This is a genomic window from Cryobacterium ruanii, assembly GCF_004404055.1.
GTDB lineage: Bacteria > Actinomycetota > Actinomycetes > Actinomycetales > Microbacteriaceae > Cryobacterium > Cryobacterium ruanii.
Genome location: NZ_SOHK01000007.1, coordinates 273,534 through 294,023 on the forward strand (window position 1 = coordinate 273,534; position 20,490 = coordinate 294,023).

The following is a 20,490-nucleotide window of genomic DNA, read 5'->3' on the forward strand; positions in this document are numbered from 1 at the left end:
TCCGCGCTTTTCGGGCGCATTACGACGTGGTGCGGGAAGGCTAATGGATTAGAGGGCAAAGGAGCGGTCCGTTGGCTTAACGGGAGATGGCAGCTGCGTCTGGCCTTCCAGAAACTGATCGACGGCAGCCGCGGCGGCGCGGCCTTCGGCGATGGCCCAGACGATGAGCGACTGGCCGCGACCGGCGTCGCCGGCGACGAAGACACCCTCATGGCTGGTCTGGTAGCTGCCGTCGCGTTCCACGTTGCCGCGGCCATCGAACGGCAACTTCAGCTGGTGGCTGAGGTCGTCTGGTTCCGGGCCGGTGAAGCCCATCGCGAGCAGCACGAGGTCGGCCGGAATTTCACGTTCGGTGCCGGCCTTGGGGACGCGTCGTCCGTCGAGGTATTCTGTCTCAGCAATGCGGATCGCCCGCACCTCACCGAAATCGTTCGCCAGAAACTCAACCGTCGACGCGAGATACTGACGGGTGCCGCCCTCTTCGTGGGCGCTCGAGACCTCGAACAGGGTCGGCGCCAACGGCCAGGGCTGGCTCTCCGGGCGGGTGGTGCCCGGCTGCTTGCCGATCGCAAGGTTGGTGACGGATGCTGCCAGCTGGCGGTGTGCGGTGCCGATGCAGTCGGCTCCGGTGTCCCCACCGCCGAGCACCACGACGTGCTTGCCCTCGGCGGTGATCTGCGCTTCAATGCTTCCGCCGGCGCCGATCTTGTTCTGCTGCACCAGATATTCCATGGCGAAGTGCACGCCGGGCAGATCGCGGCCGGGAATGGGAAGGTCGCGGGGCACCATCGCGCCGGTAGCCACCACGACGGCATCGTAGCGGGCGCGCAGGTCGTCCCAGGTGATGTCCGCACCGATGTTGACGTTGGCGCGGAACCGCGTACCCTCAGCCGTCATCTGTGCGAGCCGCAGTTCGAGATGCTTCTTCTCCATTTTGAAGTCGGGAATGCCGTAGCGCAGCAGTCCGCCGATGCGGTCGTCACGTTCAAAAACGGCGACGGTGTGCCCGGCGCGGGTGAGCTGCTGGGCGGCGGCCAGTCCGGCGGGGCCGGACCCGACGACCGCGACGGTCTTGCCGGTCAGACGCCCGGGCGGCTGCGGTTGAACCCAGCCTTTGGCGAAGGCTTGGTCGATGATTGACACCTCGACCTGCTTGATGGTGACGGCCGGCTGGTTGATACCGAGCACGCAAGACGATTCACACGGGGCTGGGCAGAGCCGACCGGTGAACTCGGGAAAGTTGTTCGTCGCGTGCAGGCGTTCGATGGCCGCTCGACCTTCGTCGCGCCAGACCAGGTCGTTCCACTCTGGAATCAGGTTGCCGAGCGGGCAACCCTGGTGACAAAACGGCACACCGCAGTCCATGCAGCGGCCCGCCTGCCGTTTAAGCATGGCGGCGTCACCCTGCTCGTAGACCTCCTTCCAGTCCATCAAGCGGATGGCCACCGGCCGGCGAGCGGGAAGCTCACGGTCCGTGGTTTTCAGGAATCCCTTCGGATCAGCCATTGGTTACCTCCAGGATTCGATTCCAAACAACGAGGCCGTCGGGATCGAGCCCCTCATCGACGGCCGTCTGCCGGGTCTCCAGTACGGCCGCGTAGTCGCGCGGCAGCACCTTGACAAATGCGTTCATGGTTTCTTCCAGGTGCTCCAGCATGCGCGCGGCCAGTGCGGAGTCAGTCTGGTATCGGTGTTGTTCGAGCAGGTCGCGCACAATCTCACGGTCGACACTGTCGAGGGCGAGAAGTCGCAACTCCCCCGAGGTCAGAGCGTCACGGTTGACCCGTTCGGCAGTGAGTCCGCACACATAGGCGGTGCCGCCACTCATGCCGGCGCCGAGGTTGCGTCCGGTCTCGCCGAGGATGACGGCGAGTCCGCCGGTCATGTACTCCAGGGCGTGGTCGCCCACACCCTCCACGACAGCGATCGCACCGGAGTTGCGCACCAGGAATCGTTCGCCGACGATACCGCGAATGAACATGCTGCCCTGGGTGGCACCGTAGCCGATGACGTTACCGGCGATGACGTTGTCTTCGGCCGGAAATTGGCTAGCCCGATCGGGGCGCACGATGATCTGCCCGCCCGAGAGACCCTTGCCGACGTAGTCGTTGGAATCGCCTTCGAGCCGCAGGGTGATGCCGCTTGGCAGGAACGCCCCGAAGGACTGCCCCGCCGACCCGGTGAGGGTGACCTCGATCGACCCGGCCGGCAGGCCGTTTTCGCCGTGCCGCAGGGTGACCTGGTTGCCGAGCATCGTGCCGACGGCGCGTTCCGTGTTGCGGATCGGCAGGTCGATACTGACCTTGCCGCCGTGTTCGAGCACGCTCTGGCTGCGACGAATCAGTTCGTTGTCGAAGTGTTTGTCGAGTTCGTGTTCCTGGGCGCGCGCCCACTTGCGCGGTTCGGACTCGGAGAAGTCCGGGCCGCTCAGAATTGGCGAGAGGTCGAGCCCCTGTGCCTTCCAATGGGTGAGGGCACGGTTCACGTTGAGCACCTCTCGGTGGCCGATAGCTTCATCGAGGCTTGAGAATCCGAGCTCGGCGAGGTACTCCCGCACCTCCTGCGCGATGAATTCAAAGAAGTTCACCACGTGATCGGCCTGACCGGCATAGCGCTTGCGCAACTCCGGGTTCTGGGTGGCGACACCGACCGGGCAGGTATCAAGGTGGCAGACGCGCATCATGATGCAGCCCGAGACGACGAGCGGCGCGGTGGCGAAACCGAATTCTTCGGCGCCGAGCAGGGCACCGACGATCACGTCACGTCCAGTCTTCAGCTGGCCGTCGACCTGCACGACCACACGGTCGCGCATGCCGTTGAGCATGAGCGTCTGCTGGGTCTCGGCGAGGCCGAGTTCCCACGGGGTGCCGGCGTGCTTGAGGGAGTTGACCGGGCTGGCGCCCGTTCCACCGTCATGACCGCTGATCAGGATCACGTCGGAGAGTGCCTTGGCGACACCGGCCGCGACGGCACCGATACCGGACTGGCTGACCAGCTTGGTGTGTATGCGCGCCTTCGGGTTGGCCCGTTTCAGGTCGAAGATGAGCTGCTTGAGGTCTTCGATCGAGTAGATGTCGTGGTGCGGCGGCGGCGAGATGAGACCAACGCCGGCCGTGGCGTGCCGGGTGCGGGCAATCCACGGGTAAACCTTGGTGGGCGGCAGCTGACCACCCTCGCCGGGCTTGGCGCCCTGGGCCAGTTTGATCTGGATGTCGTCGGCGTGGGTGAGGTACATGCTCGTCACGCCGAATCGGCCGGATGCAACCTGCTTGACCGCGCTGCGTCTGGTCGGGTCGAGCAGGCGGTCGACGTCTTCGCCGCCCTCACCGGTGTTCGACTTGCCACCGAGACGGTTCATGGCGATCGCGAGGGTTTCGTGCGCTTCCTGGGAGATCGAGCCGTAGCTCATCGCGCCGGTCGAGAAACGTTTGACGATCTGCGACACCGACTCGACCTCGTCCAGCGGCACGGGCGGCCGCTGACCGGGGCTGAGCGTGAACATGCCCCGGAGGGTCATCAACGATTCGGCCTGGTCGTCGACCATTTTCGTGTATTCGCGAAAAATGTCGTAGCGGCGGGTGCGGGTCGCGTGCTGCAGCCGGAAGATGGTCTCCGGGTTGAACAGGTGCGGGGCGCCGTCCCGACGCCACTGGTATTCGCCGCCGGTCGCGAGGCGTTCGTGGGCCGTCACGGCGGCATCCATCGGATAGGCGGATGCGTGCCGCGCCAGGTTTTCGACACCGATCACGTCGATGCCGACACCGCCAAGCTTGCTCGTGGTGCCGGTGAAGTACTGGTCCACGAACGACTGGGCGAGGCCGACCGCTTCGAAGGCCTGGGCACCGGCGTAGGACGACACGGTGGAGATACCCATCTTGGACATGATTTTGAGTACCCCCTTGCCGAGCGCCTTGATCACGTTGCGCACCGCTTTCTCGGGCGTGACGTTGGTGATGATGCCGCTGCGCACGAGGTCTTCGCAGGTCTCCATGGCCAGATACGGGTTCACGGCCGACGCACCGTATCCGATCAGCAGGGCCACGTGGTGCACCTCGCGCACGTCGCCGGCCTCGACGACGATGCCGACCTTCATGCGGTTTTGGGTGCGAATCAAGTGGTGGTGCACTGCGGCGATCATGAGCAGAGACGGGATCGGTGCGAGGTCCCGAGTGGAATCGCGGTCGCTCAGCACGATGAACAGCGCGCCGGACACGATTGCCTCGTCCACCTCCACGCAGATCGCCGCGAGCCGCTTCGCCAGGGCGTCCGGCCCCTCCTCGAAGCGGTACAGACCACGAATGGTCGTTGTGGTGCGGCTGCCAATGACGGGGTCGATGTGCTGGATCTTCGCCAGTTCGTCGTTATCGATGACCGGGAAATCCAAAATGACCTGGCGGGCGTGCTCCGGACCGGCGGACAGCAGGTTGCGTTCCGGCCCGAGAGCGAGCTTGAGGCTCGTGACGACTTCTTCGCGAATCGAGTCGAGCGGGGGGTTGGTGACCTGCGCGAACTGCTGGGTGAAGTAGTCGAACATGAGGCGGGGGCGGTCGCTCAATACGGCGATGGGGGTGTCGCTACCCATGGCGCCAAGCGGTTCGGCGCCGGTGCGGGCCATCGGGGCGAGCAGAATGCGCACCTCTTCTTCGGTGTATCCGAAGGTGCGTTGACGACGCACTACGGATGCCGGCGGGTGCACGATGTGTTCCCTCTCCGGGAGGTCCTTGAGATTGATGCGCCCGTTCTCGAGCCAGTCACCCCACGGTTCGCTCGCGGAAAGTTCTGCTTTGATCTCCCGGTCGTCGATGATGCGGCCGGCCTTGGTGTCGACCAGGAACATCTGGCCGGGGCGCAAGCGGCCCTTGCGCACGACGCGGGCCGGGTCGATGCCGAGCACGCCGATCTCGCTAGCGAGCACGACGAGGCCGTCGTCGGTGACGAGGTAGCGTCCGGGGCGCAAGCCGTTGCGGTCGAGCGTTGCCCCCACCAGGGAACCGTCGGTGAAAACGATCGCGGCTGGGCCGTCCCACGGCTCCATGAGCATGGAATGGTATTCGTAGAAGTCGCGGCGTTCGTCGTCGAGGTCGGTCTGGTTCTCCCACGCCTCCGGCACCATCATCATGATGGCGTGCGGCAGCGACCGACCGGACAGGCTGAGCAGTTCGACAACCTCATCGAAGGACGCCGAGTCGCTCGCGCCCGGGGTGACGATCGGCAGCAGCGGTGCGACGTCGCCGAGCAGCTCGGACTCGAGCTGGGACTGGCGCGCGCGCATCCAATTGCGGTTGCCCTGCACGGTGTTGATCTCGCCATTGTGAGCGATCATGCGGAACGGCTGGGCGAGCGGCCAGGACGGAAAAGTGTTGGTGGAGTAGCGGGAGTGCACGAGGGCGAGCGTCGAGACGAAGCGTTCGTCGGACAGGTCGGGGTAGAACGGTTCGAGCTGCAGGGTCGTGACCATGCCCTTGTAGACCAGGGTGCGGCAGGACAGCGAGACAAAGTAGACCTCCAGCTCGCGTTCAGCCCGCTTGCGCAGCCGAAAGGTCTGACGATCCAGGGCGATGTCCGACAGCGGATCACCCGATTCGGTGGTGCGGGTGCTCTGCACGAACAACTGCTGAATGGCGGGCATGTTCGCGCGGGCCTGGCTGCCGAGGTCTTCCGGGTGCAGTGGGACCTCTCGCCAGCCGAGGATGGTGAGGCTTTCCTCGACGGCGATGAGGCTGATGGCCCGTTTGATCCCCGTGCGAGCGGTGGGGTCGGTCGGCAGGAAGACGTTGCCGACGGCGTACTGGCCCATTGGGGGAAGCGCGAAATCGGTCACGGCGCGCAGGAAGGCATCCGGTATCTGGGTGATGATGCCGGCGCCGTCACCGGTGCCGGCATCGGAGCCGACCGCCCCGCGGTGTTCTAGGTTGCGCAGCGCGTCGAGGGCCTGGATGATGATGTCGTGCCCGGCGGTACCACGCAGGGTCGCCACCATGGCCAGGCCGCACGCGTCGCGTTCGGCCGACGGGTCGTACAAACCCGATGCCTCTGGCATGCTGCTGAAGCGGGAATAGAGAGGTTTCTGCGCCATTGAGACCGTCCTCACGAGATGACTGGAAGTAGGGGACGACGCTGGCCCGAAGGAGAAGTGTGCAGGGAACTGTAGCGGGAGCCCTGTTCGGGTTCAGCCCTGTTCGAGTTGGCCCTGGCCGGATAGCGCTACGGGTGTGTCAGCTGGGATTCAGCGAACGACGTCTAGAGACGCGAAGGACTTGTGCTTGTGGCTGGAGCCTCGGGTGATTCGGTGTGGTCATCGGCACCATCGCCCTGAACCGCGATGTTGTGATCTTCAGGCTCCGAATCGCTGTCCTCGAATTCTACCCCAGCGTCTGGCGCGATCCATTCCCGACCGGGCACATAGGGGCTGGGCTCAATGCCGGGGTGGCGGTGGCGCTGCACCAGGATGATGATCAGGCCGAGCGCAATGGCTGCGAGGGCCGCCCACACATTTGTGCGGATTCCGAAGTAAATTTCGCTCGGATCGATGCGAATCGACTCAAAGACGCTGCGACCCAGTCCATACCAGATGAGGTAGGCGCCCAGGGTCTGGCCGAAGCGCAGGCGGAATTCGCGTTCAAGATAGAGGATGACAGCAACGCCGAGCAGGTTCCAGATGATTTCGTAGAGAAAAGTCGGGTGGAACAGTGTGTCGGTCGGCAGCCCGACCGGAAAGGCGAGATTGCTCGGCTCGATTTCGAGGCCCCAGGGCAGGGTCGTCGGCACACCAAACAGTTCCTGGTTGAACCAGTTGCCGAGGCGCCCCGTGGCCTGCGCAACGAGCAGGGCGGGTGCGACAGCGTCGGCGAAGGTCCAAAAGCGGATGCCGGCCAGACGGCAGCCGATGTAGGCGCCCGCGGCGCCACCGATCAGCGATCCGAAGATGGCGTTGCCGCCCTCCCAGATGTAGAGGGTGCGGAGCAGGTCAGCTCCCTCAAAGAAGTAGTCACCCGGGTGGGTGAGCACGTGGTAGACGCGCGCCCCGACGATGCCGAGCGGCACGGCCCAGAGGATAATGTCGAGCACGACTCCCGGCTCAGCACCACGCCTGGTCAGTCGACGGGAAGTAATGATGGTCGCGAGGATGATTCCGGCGAGGATGCACAGCGCGTAGGCGTGGATGCGGAACGGGCCGAGGTCGAAGAAACTCCAGTCGGGACTCGGGATACTCGTGCTCAGAAGACTCAAAGACACCTGGGTGCTACCTTTCATCGTGACTCACGTCACTTGGGGCGAATCGATCGACCGCCTCGAACTGTTAGTGTACGGGCGCCCGGATTTTTTAGTGCTGAATTTGCTCGGGGGACGATGCCGGGCGAATATCGTTCGCGCCAGCGGCGAGTTCGAGGGCCAGGCGGGCGACAGCTGGTACTCCCCCGTCGGTGAGAGCTTTGACGAGCGCGGAACCGACGATGGCGCCGTCGGCGTAGCCGAGAATTTCGCGCACCTGCTCGGGCGTGGAAATGCCCAGGCCGACGCACGCGCTCGTGCAGCCGACCGCGCGCAAGCGCTCCACCAGGATGCGGGCGGCCGCGTCCACGCCGGCGCGGGCGCCGGTCGTACCCATCGTCGAGACGGTGTACACGAATCCGCGGCTCGCCTCGATCGCCTGCACCAGGCGGGCGTCTGACGAAGACGGAGCGGCCAGGAAGACGCGGTCGAGGTCGGCGCGAACGCTCGCCGCCATCCAGTCGGCGGCTTCGTCGGGAATGAGGTCGGGCGTGATCAGTCCGGCACCGCCAGCGGCGCGCAGGTCGTCGGCGAATCGTTCAACGCCGTACTGCACGACCGGGTTCCAGTAGGTCATGATCAGAACGGGTGCATCGACCTGTGCGGTGATGGCCCTGATCGCCTCGAACCCGTGGCGCAGCTTGAACCCGTTGGCCAGTGCCTGCTGGGTGGCCGCCTGAATGACGGGACCGTCCATCACCGGATCGGAATACGGCAGGCCGAGTTCGATAATGTCGACGCCGTTGGCGACGAGCGCCACCGCAGCGTCGATGCTGTCGTTCAGCGTGGGGAAACCAACCGGAAGGTAACCGATGAGGGCTCCCCCACCCTCGGAGCGTCGGCGGGCGATGGTTTGTTCAACCGTGCTCACAGCGCCGCTCGTGATCGGGGTCGTCATGACTGTTCCGCGCCTTCGTCGAGCAGGTCGAAGTACCGACCGGCTGTTTCCATGTCTTTGTCACCGCGACCGCTGAGGTTGACCAGAATGGTCGCCTCCGGGCCGAGTGCGCGACCAAGCTCAAGGGTGCCGGCAAGGGCATGGGATGACTCGATCGCCGGGATGATGCCCTCGGTGCGGCTCAGGAGTCGGAGGGCGCTCATCGCCTCGTCGTCGGTGATCGGCAGATAGGTAGCGCGGCCGATGCTGGCAAGCCAGGCGTGCTCCGGCCCGACCCCCGGGTAGTCGAGGCCCGCCGAAATGGAGTGCGAATCAACGGTTTGACCGTCTTCGTCCTGCAGCAGCATGCTGCGGGCGCCGTGCAGCACTCCGGGCCGGCCCTTCGTGATGGTCGCCGCGTGTCTGGCCGTTTCGACGCCGTCGCCAGCTGCTTCATAGCCGAACAGGGCAACATCGGGGTCGTCGAGGAAGGCGTCGAAGATCCCCATGGCGTTCGAGCCGCCGCCGACACAGGCGGTGACGGCGTCCGGCAGGCTGCCGGTCAAATCAAGGACCTGCTTGCGGGCCTCTTCCCCGATGATTTTTTGAAAGTCGCGCACCATGGCCGGGAACGGATGCGGTCCGGCCACGGTCCCGAAGATGTAGTTGGTGGTTTCAACGTTGCTGACCCAATCGCGCATGGCGTCGTTGATGGCGTCCTTCAGGGTGCGCGAGCCGGTTTTCACCGGAACGACCTCGGCGCCGAGCAGGCGCATTCGGGCGACGTTGAGGGCTTGACGTTCAGTGTCGACCTCGCCCATATAAACGACGCACTCCAGCCCGAACAGGGCCGCGACGGTGGCCGTGGCCACGCCGTGCTGGCCGGCCCCGGTTTCAGCGATCACGCGGGTCTTGCCAATGCGCTGGGTGAGCAGGGCCTGGCCGAGGGCATTGTTGATCTTGTGCGAACCGGTGTGGTTGAGGTCTTCACGTTTGAGGATGATGCGGGCACCACCGGCATACTCGGCAAAGCGCGGCACCTCGGTAATGATGGAGGGACGACCGGTGTAGTTGACGTGCAACTTCATCAGCGCCGCAGCGAAAGCCGGATCGTTCCTGGCGAGTTTGTATTCCGCCGTGAGTTCATCGAGAGCCGCCACGAGGGATTCGGGCACGAACCTGCCGCCGAAGTCACCGAAATAGGGGCCGGGCTGTGTACGTAGGGACATTTAGACCGCCAAAAACTCAGAGAGGGTTCGGATGGGATCGCTCGTGACGAGCGCTTCGCCGACCAGGACGACATCGGCGCCGGCGCCACGATAGTGCGCGACGTCGGCGGCAGTCTTGACGGCGGATTCGGCGACACGGATGACGCCGGACGGAATCTTGTCGGCAAGAGTGCCGAAGAGGTTTGGATCGAGTTCAAAGGTGGACAGGTCGCGCGCGTTGACCCCGACCAGGCTCGCTCCGATGTCGAGCGCGCGACTGACTTCGTCGCCGCTGTGCGTTTCGACCAGGGCGGTCATGCCGAGCTCGTGGATGAGTTCGTGCAGCGAGAGCAGTGTGGCTTGATCGAGGGCGGCGACGATGAGCAACACCAGATCGGCGCCCGCCGCACGGGCTTCGAACACTTGGTAAGGCGTGCCGATGAAGTCCTTGCGCAGAACGGGGATGTTCACCGCGGCTCGCACCTGCTCAAGGTCGGTCATCGAGCCGTGAAAACGGCGACCCTCGGTGAGCACGCTGATCGCGCTCGCCCCGCCGGTCTCATATGAGACCGCCAGTGCCGCCGGGTCGGTGATGGCCGCCAAGGCACCGCGGCTCGGGCTGGCCCGCTTGATTTCCGCAAGAATTTTTACCCGATCGGCCGGGGCCAGGGCCGCCAGCGCGTCGAGTGCCGGCGCGTGAGCGCGCGCCGCAGCCTCCACGCTCGCAAAGGGGCGAGCGAGGAGGCGTTGTTCAGCGTCTAAAACCGCGCCGGCGAGAAGTTCTTGGAGCACCAGGTCTCAACGCCGCCGATTAGTGGCCGTGCGGGGCGGGCAAGGCGCCGACTCCGTAGCCGACCTTGCTCAGCACGTAGCCCACGATGACACCGGCGACAAGTAGCCCGAAAGAGGCCCAGACGAGCCAGACCAGCTCGAAGAAGAAGGCCGTGGTGCCGATGGCGAACGCGGCCAGCATGATGGTGACAGCGGTCCAGGCCGCCGCGGAGTGGCCGTGTCCGGGATCAGACGGATCGATGCTCATTGTTCTCCTCTAAATACGTTGACTAGCGAGTCAAGTCTAGCGGAGCAGCGGCCCGCAGTTCAGCGAGCGGTGGGGTCATCGCCGCGACTGAGGTCGTCCCAGTCCCCGACGGGGTCGCGCGGTGCCGGCTCGGTCGAACCGGCCGGCGCGCCGCCACTCTGGGTTGAAGTCTTCAGGGAACCGTCCGGCGCGGCTACCGGTTCAAACCGCACAGCCTGATACTTGCGGGTCTGTCCTGGCCAGCGGGCACTCGTCAGGACGACGGCCACGCCCGTGGCGGCCATGATCACGGCAGCACCCATCGCGACAAAGGGCCACGGAGTGACAATCGTGCCAAGCACGCTCAGCGCAATGGACTCGTGTCCGGCGATTCCGGTCGCCGCGGTCACCGCAGCGGCACTGGCCTGAGACGGGTCTCTGACCGCGAGGAACGCTGCGAGAAAGACCGAAAACCCGAGGAGCACTTCGAGCGCTCCGAGTACGATTCGAATGAGCCGGCCCGCGATGGTCAGGGCGCCGGCCAGCGCAAAGCCGGAGAGGGCGAGTGCCGTGAGCGCCGGCGCGGCGATCGCTCCATCGATCTGCAACACCTGGGTGCCAGCATCGGGGAGCCCGACTTCAGCGTGCACCCAGACCTGCGTCCAGGCCAGCATTGCCAGGGCGCTCGCGCCCAAAATGGTGAGAATGAGCACGAGTTTGAGACGACGCGGAGACAACCGCTTGGCTGATTCTGTGGCCACTAGAACACCCGCCTCATCGCGTTGGCCACGGCCACCGCACGCAGGGGTGCTGCCGCCTTGTTCTGCGACTCCTGGTACTCGGAAGCCGGGTCGGAGTCAGTGACGACGCCGCCGCCGGCCTGCACCCGGGCGATGCCGTCCTTGATGGTGGCGGTACGGATGGCGATGGCCAGGTCGGCGTCGCCAGCGAAGCCGAAGTAGCCGACCACTCCCCCGTACACGCCACGTTGGGCGGGTTCGAGGGCATCGATGATCTCCAGTGCCCGCGGTTTCGGAGCGCCCGAAAGGGTTCCGGCCGGAAAGGTGGCGCGGAAGACATCGATGGCGGTCTTGCCGGGCACGAGGTTGCCCTCGACCGACGAGACCAGATGCATGATGTGACTGAACCGTTCGATGCGCATGAACTCGGTCACCTCGACGGATCCGGCCATGCAGACCTTGAGCAGGTCGTTGCGGGCAAGGTCGACGAGCATGAGGTGTTCTGCGCGTTCCTTGGGGTCGTCGGCGAGCTCGAGGGCGTAGTCGGCATCGGCATCAGGTGTGCTGCCGCGGGGTTTGGATCCAGCGATTGGGTGGGTGAAGACCCGTTGGTCCTGCACCTTGACGAGCGCTTCGGGTGAGGAACCGACGATCCAGTATGGGTCGCCACCCGGCGTTTCGAGGCTGAGCAGGTACATATAGGGACTCGGGTTGAGGCTGCGCAAGACCCGGTACACGTCGATCGGGTCTGCGGTGCACACCTGGTCGAAGCGCTGCGAGATGACGACCTGAAACACGTCACCTTCGACGATGTGCTGCTTACCGACGTTGACGGCGGCGAGAAAATCATCCCTGGTGGTGCGATTGCTCGGCGCGCTCGGCGCCTCAAGGTCGACCTCGGCCAGCCAGGCCTCCCCGGGCGCAGCGAGACGCTTTTGCAGGGAATCCAGGCGTGCCGTCGCATCCGCCCACAGTTGGTCGGGCGTGTCCGCTCCGTCATTGAGCACGTTGGCGATCAGTTGCACCGTGCCGTATTTGTGGTCGAGTACGACCAGGTCGGCGACAAAGCTGAACGACTGGCCCGGTACGTCGTAGTCGGCCGGCGGCCGGTGGGGCAGCCGTTCAATCTGGCGAATCGCCTCCCAGCCGATAAAGCCGACCAGCCCGCCGGTCAGCGGCGGGTGCTCCGGTAACCGCGGTGTCTGCCAGCGGTCGAAGAGGTAGGCCAGGGCAGCGAGCGGGCCGAGGGCAACGGCAGAGCCGAGGGCGCGGTCGGCGGAGAGTCCGTAGTCGATCCAGCGGGTGTCGTCGCCCTCCTGCGACAGCACGCCGAACGACGAGACACCGACAAAAGAGAACCGTGACCAGATGCCGCCCTGTTCGGCGGATTCGAGCAAAAAACTGCCCGGCAGGCCGTTGGCGAGTTTGCGGTAGATCCCGACCGGGGTTTCCCCGTCGGCGAACAGTTCCCGAATGACCGGGATGACACGGTGCGCGTCGATAAGCCCGTCAAACTGGCCGCGCGTGGTCGAACCGGCGGTTCTCGATCCTGGGGTGCTGCGTTCAGTTGCGCCCGGGGTGCTGTCGATCATTCGGCGGGCCTTTCCATGATCACCGAACCGAGATCGCGCCCCTCGAAGCAGGTTCGCGTGCCGGTGTGGCACGCCGCTCCGACCTGATCGACCTGCACGAGCAGCGTGTCATTGTCGCAGTCGAAGGCGGCGGAGTGCACGTACTGGGCGTGCCCGGAAGTGTCGCCCTTGCGCCAGAATTCCTGGCGGCTGCGCGACCAGAAGGTGACGCGCCCCTCGGTGAGGGTACGACGCAGCGCTTCCCGGTTCATCCAGCCGAGCATGAGCACCTCGTGGGTATCCCACTGCTGGATGACGGCGGGCAGCAGCCCGTCGTCACTGAATACAGCGGCGTCCAGCTGATCGGTAAGTTTGTTGGTCATCAGCGCACCAGCATTCCGGCGTCGGTGAGCTCGCGCTTGACGTCGCCTATGGTCAATAATTCGTTGTGAAAAACGGATGCCGCGAGAACGGCATCCGCGCCGGCTCGGATGGCAGGGGGAAAGTCCTCGACGCGCCCCGCGCCACCGGACGCGATCACCGGAACCCGGCTATTGCTGCGCATAAGCGCGATGAGCTCGGTGTCGAAGCCGGCCCTGGTGCCGTCGGCATCGATGGAATTGACCAGCAGTTCCCCCGCACCCAGCTCGATCGCTTGCCGCGCCCAGGCCACGGCATCCAGGTCGGTCTCCGTGCGTCCGCCGTGGGTCGTGACGACGAAGCCGCTCTCGGTGCGGTCGGATCGTTTCACATCGAGGCTCAACACGAGCACCTGGGCGCCGAACCGGTTGGCGATTTCGGCGATCAGGGCCGGGCGGGCGATGGCCGCACTGTTGACGCCCACCTTGTCTGCGCCACTCGCCTGCAGTCGCGAGACGTCTTCAACGCTGCGAATGCCGCCGCCGACCGTCAGCGGTATGAATACCTGCTCGGCGGTGGCGCGAACCACGTCGTACGTCGTCGAACGGTTGTCCACCGTGGCCGTGACATCGAGAAAGGTGAGCTCGTCGGCGCCCTGCTCGTAGTAGCGCCGCGCGAGTTCGACCGGGTCACCGGCGTCGCGCAGATTCTGAAAATTGACGCCCTTGACGACGCGACCATTGGCCACGTCGAGGCACGGAATGACGCGCACACTCAAACTCATGTGGTTGATCCTCTCGCGGGGTTATTAGAGGCGGGCGTTGTGAATGGTCGTGACGAGAATGGCCCGGGCGCCGAGGGCGTAGAGGGCGTCCATCACGTTGTTCATGTCGAGGCGGGCGATCATGACACGCACGGCGGCCCACTCCGGATCGTGCAACGAGGAGACGGTCGGCGATTCGATGCCCGGTGCCAGCGTGGCGGCCGCGTCGAGCAGCGCGACCGGGATGTCGTAGTCGAGCAGCACGTACTGGCGGGCCACCAGAACCCCCTGCAGGCGACGCAGCAGGGTGTCGATTCCGGCCTTGTCGTTGGTGGAGCTGATCAGTACGGCGGTGGATTCGAGGATGACCGGTCCGAAGATTTCGAGGCCGGCCTTGCGCAGGGTGGTGCCGGTGGAGACGACGTCGGCGACGGCATCCGCTACGCCGAGCTGCACGGCCGATTCGACGGCGCCGTCGAGTTCGACCAGGTCGACGGTCACCGAGTGGGTGGCGAGGAAACGTTCCACCAGGCCCGGGTAGCTCGTGGCGACGCGCAGTCCGTCGAGGTCTTTCAGGTCGGTGAAGCGGCCGGCCGGCCCGGCGAAGCGAAAGGTGGAGTCGCCGAAGTCGAGGCTGGCGATCTCCACGGCCTTCGAGTGCGAGTCGAGCAGCAGGTCGCGACCGGTGATGCCGACGTCTAACGCGCCGGAGCCGACGTAGGTGGCGATGTCGCGGGGGCGCAGGTAGAAGAATTCGACCCCGTTGCGGGGGTCGGCGGTGACGAGGTCGCGCGGGTCGCGACGGCCGGTGTATCCGGCTTCGGCGAGCATCTGCGCGGCGGTTTCAGACAACGAACCCTTGTTGGGCACAGCAATTCTCAGCATGGGGTACTTTCTCGGTTTCAGTTCACACGACTAGTCAATGATTTCGGGCCAGCACAGGCGCTGGCGCGGGTCACAGATGTCGGTAGATGTCGGCCGGGGAGAGACCTTTGGCGATCATCAGAACCTGCAGGTGATAAAGCAGCTGGGAGATTTCAGCGGAGGTTTCGTCATCGCTCTGGAACTCGGCGGCCATCCAGACTTCGGCGGCTTCTTCGACAATCTTCTTGCCGATGGCGTGCACGCCGGCGTCGAGTTCACGTACGGTACCGGAGCCCTCTGGACGAGTGCGGGCCTTGTCGCTCAGTTCTACGAAAAGGTCATCGAATGTTTTCACGACTCTAGGTTACCCGCCCCGTGACGGTGGCTGGCCGCGCGCTCGCGCAGCAGGCTGATCTGCGCGGCGGGATTCTCGGCGCCGAACACGCTGGAGCCGGCCACGAAGGTGTCAGCGCCGGCCAAAGCTGCGATCTCGATGGTCTGCTCGGTGATGCCGCCGTCGACCTGTAGCCAGACGTCGAGGCCGGTCTTCTGTACTTCTGAGCGCAACTGAGCGAGCTTCGGCATGGTCGATTCCATGAAGCTCTGGCCGCCAAAACCGGGCTCGACCGTCATGACGAGCACCTGGTCGAATTCGGGGAGCAATTCGAGATACGGCGCGACATCGGTGCCCGGTTTTAGGGCGATGCCAGCGCGCGCGCCGATCTGCCGCAGCCGACGGGCCAGAGCGACGGGCTCGGTCGTGGCCTCGGCGTGAAAGGTGACCGAGTAGGCACCGGCCTCGGCGTAGCCGGGCGCCCACCGTTCGGGGTCGTCGATCATCAAGTGGATGTCCAGCGGCAGGGGCGATATCTGCTGCAGGCGTTCGACCATTCCTAGCCCGAAGGTGAGGTTTGGTACGAAGTGGTTGTCCATGATGTCGACGTGCACCAGATCGGCAGAGCGGATGCGGGAAAGCTCGCTCTCAAAATTGGCGAAATCGGCAGCGAGGATGCTGGGGTTGATGCGGGTGGCCATCCGCTCAGCCTAGCGAGCCCGCTAACCGGACGGTCACGAGCGAGCGGGGACCATCGCGCCAAAAGGCAACCTCAATTCGACGAAGCGGTCATAGCTGTGCTGCCAGCTAGAGAGGATGCGGCGGGGGCGACCATGGCGTCCGCGCCGGTCGGTTCGGTCTCTCGGAAAGCGACCGTGCGGCAGGTTGCGTTGTGTGTGGCGCCGGGAACCGGATTGGCGGCGGCGACGGAGAGGTTGGCGTCGATAACCTTCTCGATGATAGCGCGGTCCAGGGGGTGAACCAGCCGTCGAGGCTGTAGCCGGCGCGCGCGGTCAGGCGGCGCGCTGCAAAAGGGTGATGAACATGGCGTCGGTGCCGTGGCGGTGCGGCCACAGCTGCACGCTCCCGGTGTCGGCGGGCAGGTCGAGATTGGCAGCACTGAACGACTGCACGACAGCGGCCGTGTCGAGTTCCGTGACGGTGCCTCCGGCCTTCCGCACCGCGAGGGCGACGATGGCCCGTGTTTCTGCCGTGTGGGGAGAGCAGGTGACGTAGGCGAGGATGCCACCGGGTTTGAGGGCAAGCAGGGCCGCATCGATCAGTCCGGACTGCAGTCCGGCCAGGTCGGCGACGTCCTTGGGCTGTTTGCGCCAGCGTGCCTCGGGCCGTCGACGCAGGGCACCGAGACCGGTGCACGGGGCGTCGAGCAGGATGCGGTCGAACACGCCCGGATGCGTCTGGCCGATGGTGGTGCCGTCGAACTCCCACACTGGAACGGTCTCGGGGAGGGCCGCCAGGGCGGTGCGCACGAGGGCCGCCCGGGCGGGAACCAGCTCGTTGGCGACGAGTTCGGCTCCCCCGGCGCGTGCTTCGGCGGCGAGCAGGGCGGCCTTGCCGCCGGGTCCGGCGCAAAGGTCGAGCCAGCGCTCCCCAACTACGATCGGGCGCGCCCGGCTGAGGGCCAGGGCGGCGATCTGCGACCCTTCGTCCTGCACCCGAACACGGCCCTCGGTCGCGGTCACGAGGTGGTACGGGTCTCCGGAATCCAGCACGAATCCGACCGGCGAGAATTCGTCGGCCAGGCCGAGGCGTTCATGGTCGGCTTCGGTCGCGAGGCCCGGCAGCGCCACCATGTTGACCTTGGCCGCCATGTTGTCGGCGGCGAGCAGATCGGCGAGCTCATTCTCATGACCCTCAGCTTGCAGTGCCTGCCGAAAGGCCCGCACAATCCAGGCCGGGTGCGAGTACTCGGCGGCAAGCCGGTCATCGACGTTGACCGCACCTTCGAGGACTCGGTCGCGCCATTCCTCGGCGCTCGACCGGGAGATCGTGCGCAGCACGCCGTTGGTGAATCCGGTTGCGGAGCGCGAGCCGACCTGTTTGGCGAGGGAGACCGATTCGTTCACGGCGGCGTGGGTGGCGACCCGAGTCGCCAGAAGCTGGTGGGCGCCGAGGCGCAACACGTCGAGAATGGCGGGGTCGATCGCGGTGACCGCCCGGTTGGCGGCGAGGGCGATCACCCGGTCGTAGAACCCCTGCATGCGCAGGGTTCCGTAGGTGAGCTCGGTCGCGAGGGCGGCATCCGCTGTGCCCAGGGCGGCGCGCTGAATGCGAGTCGGCAGCAGCAGGTTGGCGTAGGCGTCCGATTCGCGCACGGCCGCGATCACTTCGTAGGCAATGCGTCGGGCTGGCTGCACGAAGTCGGCTGGGGTGTGGCGGGGTCGAGCGGCACCGGTCTGATTGTTTCGCAAGTGATCACTCATGACGTCGTCACCGATTCTGCTGCCACTCCACGCCACCAGTCGTTCGCCGTCATCGCTGTCTTTCCGGCCGGTTGCACGCGCAGCAGAACCAGGGGTTCGCTCTGTGTGCCGACCAGCACTATCTTTTCGCGCTGCACGATAGTTCCGGCAGGCAGGTTGGGTTGGTCGACGCTGGGCGCGACCTCGAGAAGTTTCAATACGGCGCCGTTCACGGTCGTGAACGCACCCGGCTCCGGGGTCACTCCGCGAATATGGTTGTGAACGGATGCCGCCGGTCGGTTGAAATCAATCCGCGCGTCGTCCCGCAGGAGTTTGGGCGCGAGGGTAGCCTCGCCGGTCTGCGCAACGGCCAGGGCGGTGCCGGCGGCGAGCTCAGAGACGACCCGCAGGAGCAGATCGGCGCCACTGTGACTGAGGTCATCGAGAAGTATTCCCGAGGTGGAATGTGCGCCGAGGGGCTGGGAGAAACTTCCGAAAACGGCGCCGGCGTCGAGTTCTGGTACCAGCTGGAACACTGCGGCGCCGATTAGTTCATCACCGGCGATGATGGCCCGCTGCACCGGGGATGCCCCCCGCCACCGTGGCAGGAGGGAGAAGTGCAGGTTGATCCAACCGAGGCGGGGAACGGAGAGCAAGGGCTCGCGTACGATGCCGCCGTAGGCGACGATGACGCCGAGGTCGGGTTGCCGGGCACGGATGGTCTCGGTCGCCTCAGCGTCGAGCCGGTTGGTCTTCAGTACCGGATAGCCGTGGGCCAGCGCGGCGTACGCGACCGGCGACGGAGTGAGGGTGCGCTTGCGCCCGAGCGGGGCATCCGCTCGGGTGATCACGGAGACAATCTCGTGGTCGGAGCTGGCCAGGGCCGTGAGGCTCGGCAGCGCGACCGCGGGCGTGCCGGCAAAGACGAGTTTCATTTATAGCAACTCCGGGTCGTCGAATCGAACTTTAAGTGTAGGTGCCGGTTGGAACGAACCCGACTTCGGCTTGCGGCGTCTGGCGGCGTTCCGCACGACCGCCGCCTTGAGGGCGTGGGCCACTTCATCGCCGCGGGCGTAGCCGAACCGAACGACCGCCCGCACCAGGGAGGCTTCGGTGTCGACCGGGCCCAGTATGTCGAGGCCCGCCACGGCGGCGAGATCGGCGAGGGCAGCGTCGACGTCTGCAGCGGTGCCGGTGACCGAAGCGACGCGCACGGCCGGTGGAAACCGCAGCTGGCGACGGTCGGCGAGTTCGCTCGCGGCGAAGATATCTGGCCGCCAGGAGTTGAGCGCCCGGGCGAGGCCACCACCGACCCCGGCGAGTAACACTGGAGCGCCGGGTGCGGCAAGGGCGGCCGCGTTGGCCCACCAGCGCAGGCAGTCCTCAGCGACGCGCAGCGATTCGCGGGCAAGCATCCGCTCGCCGTCGAGGATGAGGATGGCGCGGTAACCGCCGGTCGGCACCGGTTCGGCGCCCCGGGTGGCGATCACGAGAGCTGGCTGCGCGCCGAGGGTCTGAATCGTGTGTTCTCCGTCGGCGACGATCACCCGTGCCCCCGGAAAGGCCCGGCCGAGTTCTTCGGCGGTGCGACCGGTGCCGAGTGTCACAACGCGCAGCTTGCGGCCGTCGCAGTGCGCGCAGGTCCAGCCGGCAGCGAGGGCGCCGCACCACCGACACGATGGCACGGCCGAGGCCGACTTGAGACCGAGGGGACCCTGGCAGTGGGTGCACCGGGCGGCTTTCTTGCAGCTTTGGCAGGCGAGCATCGGGGCATACCCCGGGCTCGCGACCTGCACCAGCACCGGCCCGTGCGCGAGCGCCTCCCGCGCAGCCTGCCACGCGGCCGACGGGATACGGGCCGCGCGAGCCTGCTGGTCGGGCTCGGATTGAAAATCAGTGGGGATGATGCGCGGGTGTCGGTCGGCGGCCGGATTCACCTCGCTCAGGTACCCCAGCTCGACCAAGCGCTGGGTTTCGACGCTGCGCGAGTGGCCGAGCAGCACGAGGGCGCAGTTGCTGTCCTGCTGACGCACGAGGGCCGCATCGCGAGTGCTGACGTAGGGGCTGAGCGGTTCAGAGTAGAGCGGGTCGCCGTCGTCCCAGATGGCGATGAGACCGAGGCGGTGCGCCGGGGCGTAGACGGCCGACCGGTTGCCGAGGATGATGCGCGGCACGGGCTCCAGGCAAGCCAGAAAGGCGCGATACCGGTCGGGGTTCGCCTGGCGGGCATCGACCCGGCAGAGCGGCAGCGCCGGGGCGAGCTGAGCCAGGGCGGCCTGCACCTGATCCTGGTCACGAAAGTCGGGCACGCAGAGGATGGCGCTCTGACCTGCACTGAGGGTGGCGACGGCGAGTTCGGCCAGGGTTTGGGCCCAACGGCCGATCGTGCTGCCGTCGATCAGCTGCGTGAGTTCGGGGATAGCGGCGACGGCGACGCGGTGGTGCTCCATGATCACACTGTCGAGCCGTCCGGTCGGGTAGCCGACGAAGGCGGGCGCGGCCAGGCCGATCGAGACGGGTGAAGGAGCAGGAATGGCGGTAGTAACGGGCTCCGCCGGACGGCTGGGTGACTGCGCGGACGGTGACGTCGACGCCGCCTCCGGAGCAGAATGGGCGGGCTCTGCAGCCGTGCTCACAACAGCAGGGACGGCAGGAACGCCCTGCGCGGCCAGCCAGGTCTTCTCAACGCGCACCTGCCGCGGCGGCACCGCGAGTCGGATGATGTCACTCGCGTTCCCGGCAGCCCGATCCGCCAGCCGGCGCGCCAGTTTCCACACGTCAGGCGTGAGCACGACGGCCGTCGACACGACCGAGTCGAGCGGACTGAGGGCGCCGTGGAAGGCGGCATCCGTTCGAGCGGCGGACTCAGACCGAGGATCGAAGACCTCGATCACGTAAGCGTCGACGACGCGCCCGCCCGAACGAAACGGCACCTTCACGCGCACACCGGCGGCCACCTGACCGACCAGTTCGGCGGGTACGCCGTAGTCGAACAGGTGGTCCAGTTGCGGCAGGGGGGACTCGATCAGCACCCGTGCGACGAGGCCGGAATGCGTCATG

17 protein-coding genes are annotated in these 20,490 nt (G+C 66.0%); all 17 read right to left on the reverse strand.

Annotated elements, in window-relative coordinates:
* Nucleotides 1-48 precede the first annotated feature (48 nt).
* The 17 genes from E3T47_RS04740 to E3T47_RS04820 all read right to left on the reverse strand — a co-directional run bounded on the left by E3T47_RS04740 (nt 49) and on the right by E3T47_RS04820 (nt 20,489).
* Nucleotides 49-1,506 carry a glutamate synthase subunit beta gene (locus E3T47_RS04740; protein WP_134554734.1) on the reverse strand — a complete coding sequence of 486 codons (1,458 nt, stop codon included), beginning with the start codon at nt 1,504-1,506 and terminating at the stop codon, nt 49-51.
* Nucleotides 1,499-6,076: a glutamate synthase large subunit gene (gltB, locus tag E3T47_RS04745; RefSeq protein WP_134554736.1), complete on the reverse strand. Its 4,578-nt coding sequence runs from the start codon at nt 6,074-6,076 to the stop codon at nt 1,499-1,501. Before gltB ends, E3T47_RS04740 begins: the two co-directional genes overlap by 8 nt.
* Nucleotides 6,077-6,240: 164 nt before the next feature.
* A complete protein-coding gene (gene lgt, locus E3T47_RS04750) occupies nt 6,241-7,254 on the reverse strand; it encodes a prolipoprotein diacylglyceryl transferase (RefSeq protein WP_134554738.1) in 1,014 nt (337 codons plus the stop codon).
* Between the two features lie 70 nt (nt 7,255-7,324).
* Nucleotides 7,325-8,170 (reverse strand): tryptophan synthase subunit alpha, encoded by an 846-nt coding sequence (gene trpA / locus E3T47_RS04755; RefSeq protein ID WP_134554739.1) that lies wholly within the window; start codon nt 8,168-8,170, stop codon nt 7,325-7,327.
* Nucleotides 8,167-9,378, reverse strand: coding sequence for a tryptophan synthase subunit beta (gene trpB, locus E3T47_RS04760; protein ID WP_134554741.1), 1,212 nt, complete (start codon nt 9,376-9,378; stop codon nt 8,167-8,169). Before trpB ends, trpA begins: the two co-directional genes overlap by 4 nt.
* A complete protein-coding gene (gene trpC / locus E3T47_RS04765) occupies nt 9,379-10,149 on the reverse strand; it encodes an indole-3-glycerol phosphate synthase TrpC (RefSeq protein WP_134554743.1) in 771 nt (256 codons plus the stop codon).
* 19 nt (nt 10,150-10,168) lie between these two features.
* On the reverse strand, nt 10,169-10,396 hold the full coding sequence (locus E3T47_RS04770; RefSeq protein WP_134554745.1) for a DUF6704 family protein: 228 nt from the start codon (nt 10,394-10,396) through the stop codon (nt 10,169-10,171).
* 59 nt (nt 10,397-10,455) lie between these two features.
* Nucleotides 10,456-11,136 (reverse strand): Trp biosynthesis-associated membrane protein, encoded by a 681-nt coding sequence (locus E3T47_RS04775; protein WP_134554746.1) that lies wholly within the window; start codon nt 11,134-11,136, stop codon nt 10,456-10,458.
* Nucleotides 11,136-12,707 (reverse strand): anthranilate synthase component I, encoded by a 1,572-nt coding sequence (locus E3T47_RS04780; protein ID WP_134554748.1) that lies wholly within the window; start codon nt 12,705-12,707, stop codon nt 11,136-11,138. The genes E3T47_RS04775 and E3T47_RS04780 overlap by 1 nt, the downstream gene beginning before the upstream one ends.
* Nucleotides 12,704-13,069 carry a phosphoribosyl-AMP cyclohydrolase gene (gene hisI / locus E3T47_RS04785; protein WP_134554750.1) on the reverse strand — a complete coding sequence of 122 codons (366 nt, stop codon included), beginning with the start codon at nt 13,067-13,069 and terminating at the stop codon, nt 12,704-12,706. Before hisI ends, E3T47_RS04780 begins: the two co-directional genes overlap by 4 nt.
* Nucleotides 13,069-13,830, reverse strand: coding sequence for an imidazole glycerol phosphate synthase subunit HisF (hisF, locus tag E3T47_RS04790; protein WP_134554752.1), 762 nt, complete (start codon nt 13,828-13,830; stop codon nt 13,069-13,071). The genes hisI and hisF overlap by 1 nt, the downstream gene beginning before the upstream one ends.
* 24 nt (nt 13,831-13,854) lie before the next feature.
* A complete protein-coding gene (gene hisG / locus E3T47_RS04795) occupies nt 13,855-14,694 on the reverse strand; it encodes an ATP phosphoribosyltransferase (protein ID WP_134554754.1) in 840 nt (279 codons plus the stop codon).
* A gap of 70 nt (nt 14,695-14,764) precedes the next feature.
* Nucleotides 14,765-15,028 (reverse strand): phosphoribosyl-ATP diphosphatase, encoded by a 264-nt coding sequence (locus E3T47_RS04800; protein WP_134554756.1) that lies wholly within the window; start codon nt 15,026-15,028, stop codon nt 14,765-14,767.
* A complete protein-coding gene (gene rpe, locus E3T47_RS04805) occupies nt 15,025-15,708 on the reverse strand; it encodes a ribulose-phosphate 3-epimerase (protein WP_134554757.1) in 684 nt (227 codons plus the stop codon). The genes E3T47_RS04800 and rpe overlap by 4 nt, the downstream gene beginning before the upstream one ends.
* Nucleotides 15,709-16,020: 312 nt before the next feature.
* Nucleotides 16,021-17,451, reverse strand: coding sequence for an RsmB/NOP family class I SAM-dependent RNA methyltransferase (locus E3T47_RS04810; RefSeq protein WP_134554759.1), 1,431 nt, complete (start codon nt 17,449-17,451; stop codon nt 16,021-16,023).
* The gene (gene fmt / locus E3T47_RS04815) at nt 17,448-18,365 is read right to left on the reverse strand and encodes a methionyl-tRNA formyltransferase (protein ID WP_134554761.1); all 918 of its coding nucleotides are present in this window, start codon (nt 18,363-18,365) and stop codon (nt 17,448-17,450) included. Before fmt ends, E3T47_RS04810 begins: the two co-directional genes overlap by 4 nt.
* The gene (locus E3T47_RS04820; protein ID WP_134554763.1) at nt 18,366-20,489 is read right to left on the reverse strand and encodes a primosomal protein N' family DNA-binding protein; all 2,124 of its coding nucleotides are present in this window, start codon (nt 20,487-20,489) and stop codon (nt 18,366-18,368) included.
* Nucleotide 20,490 lies beyond the last annotated feature (1 nt).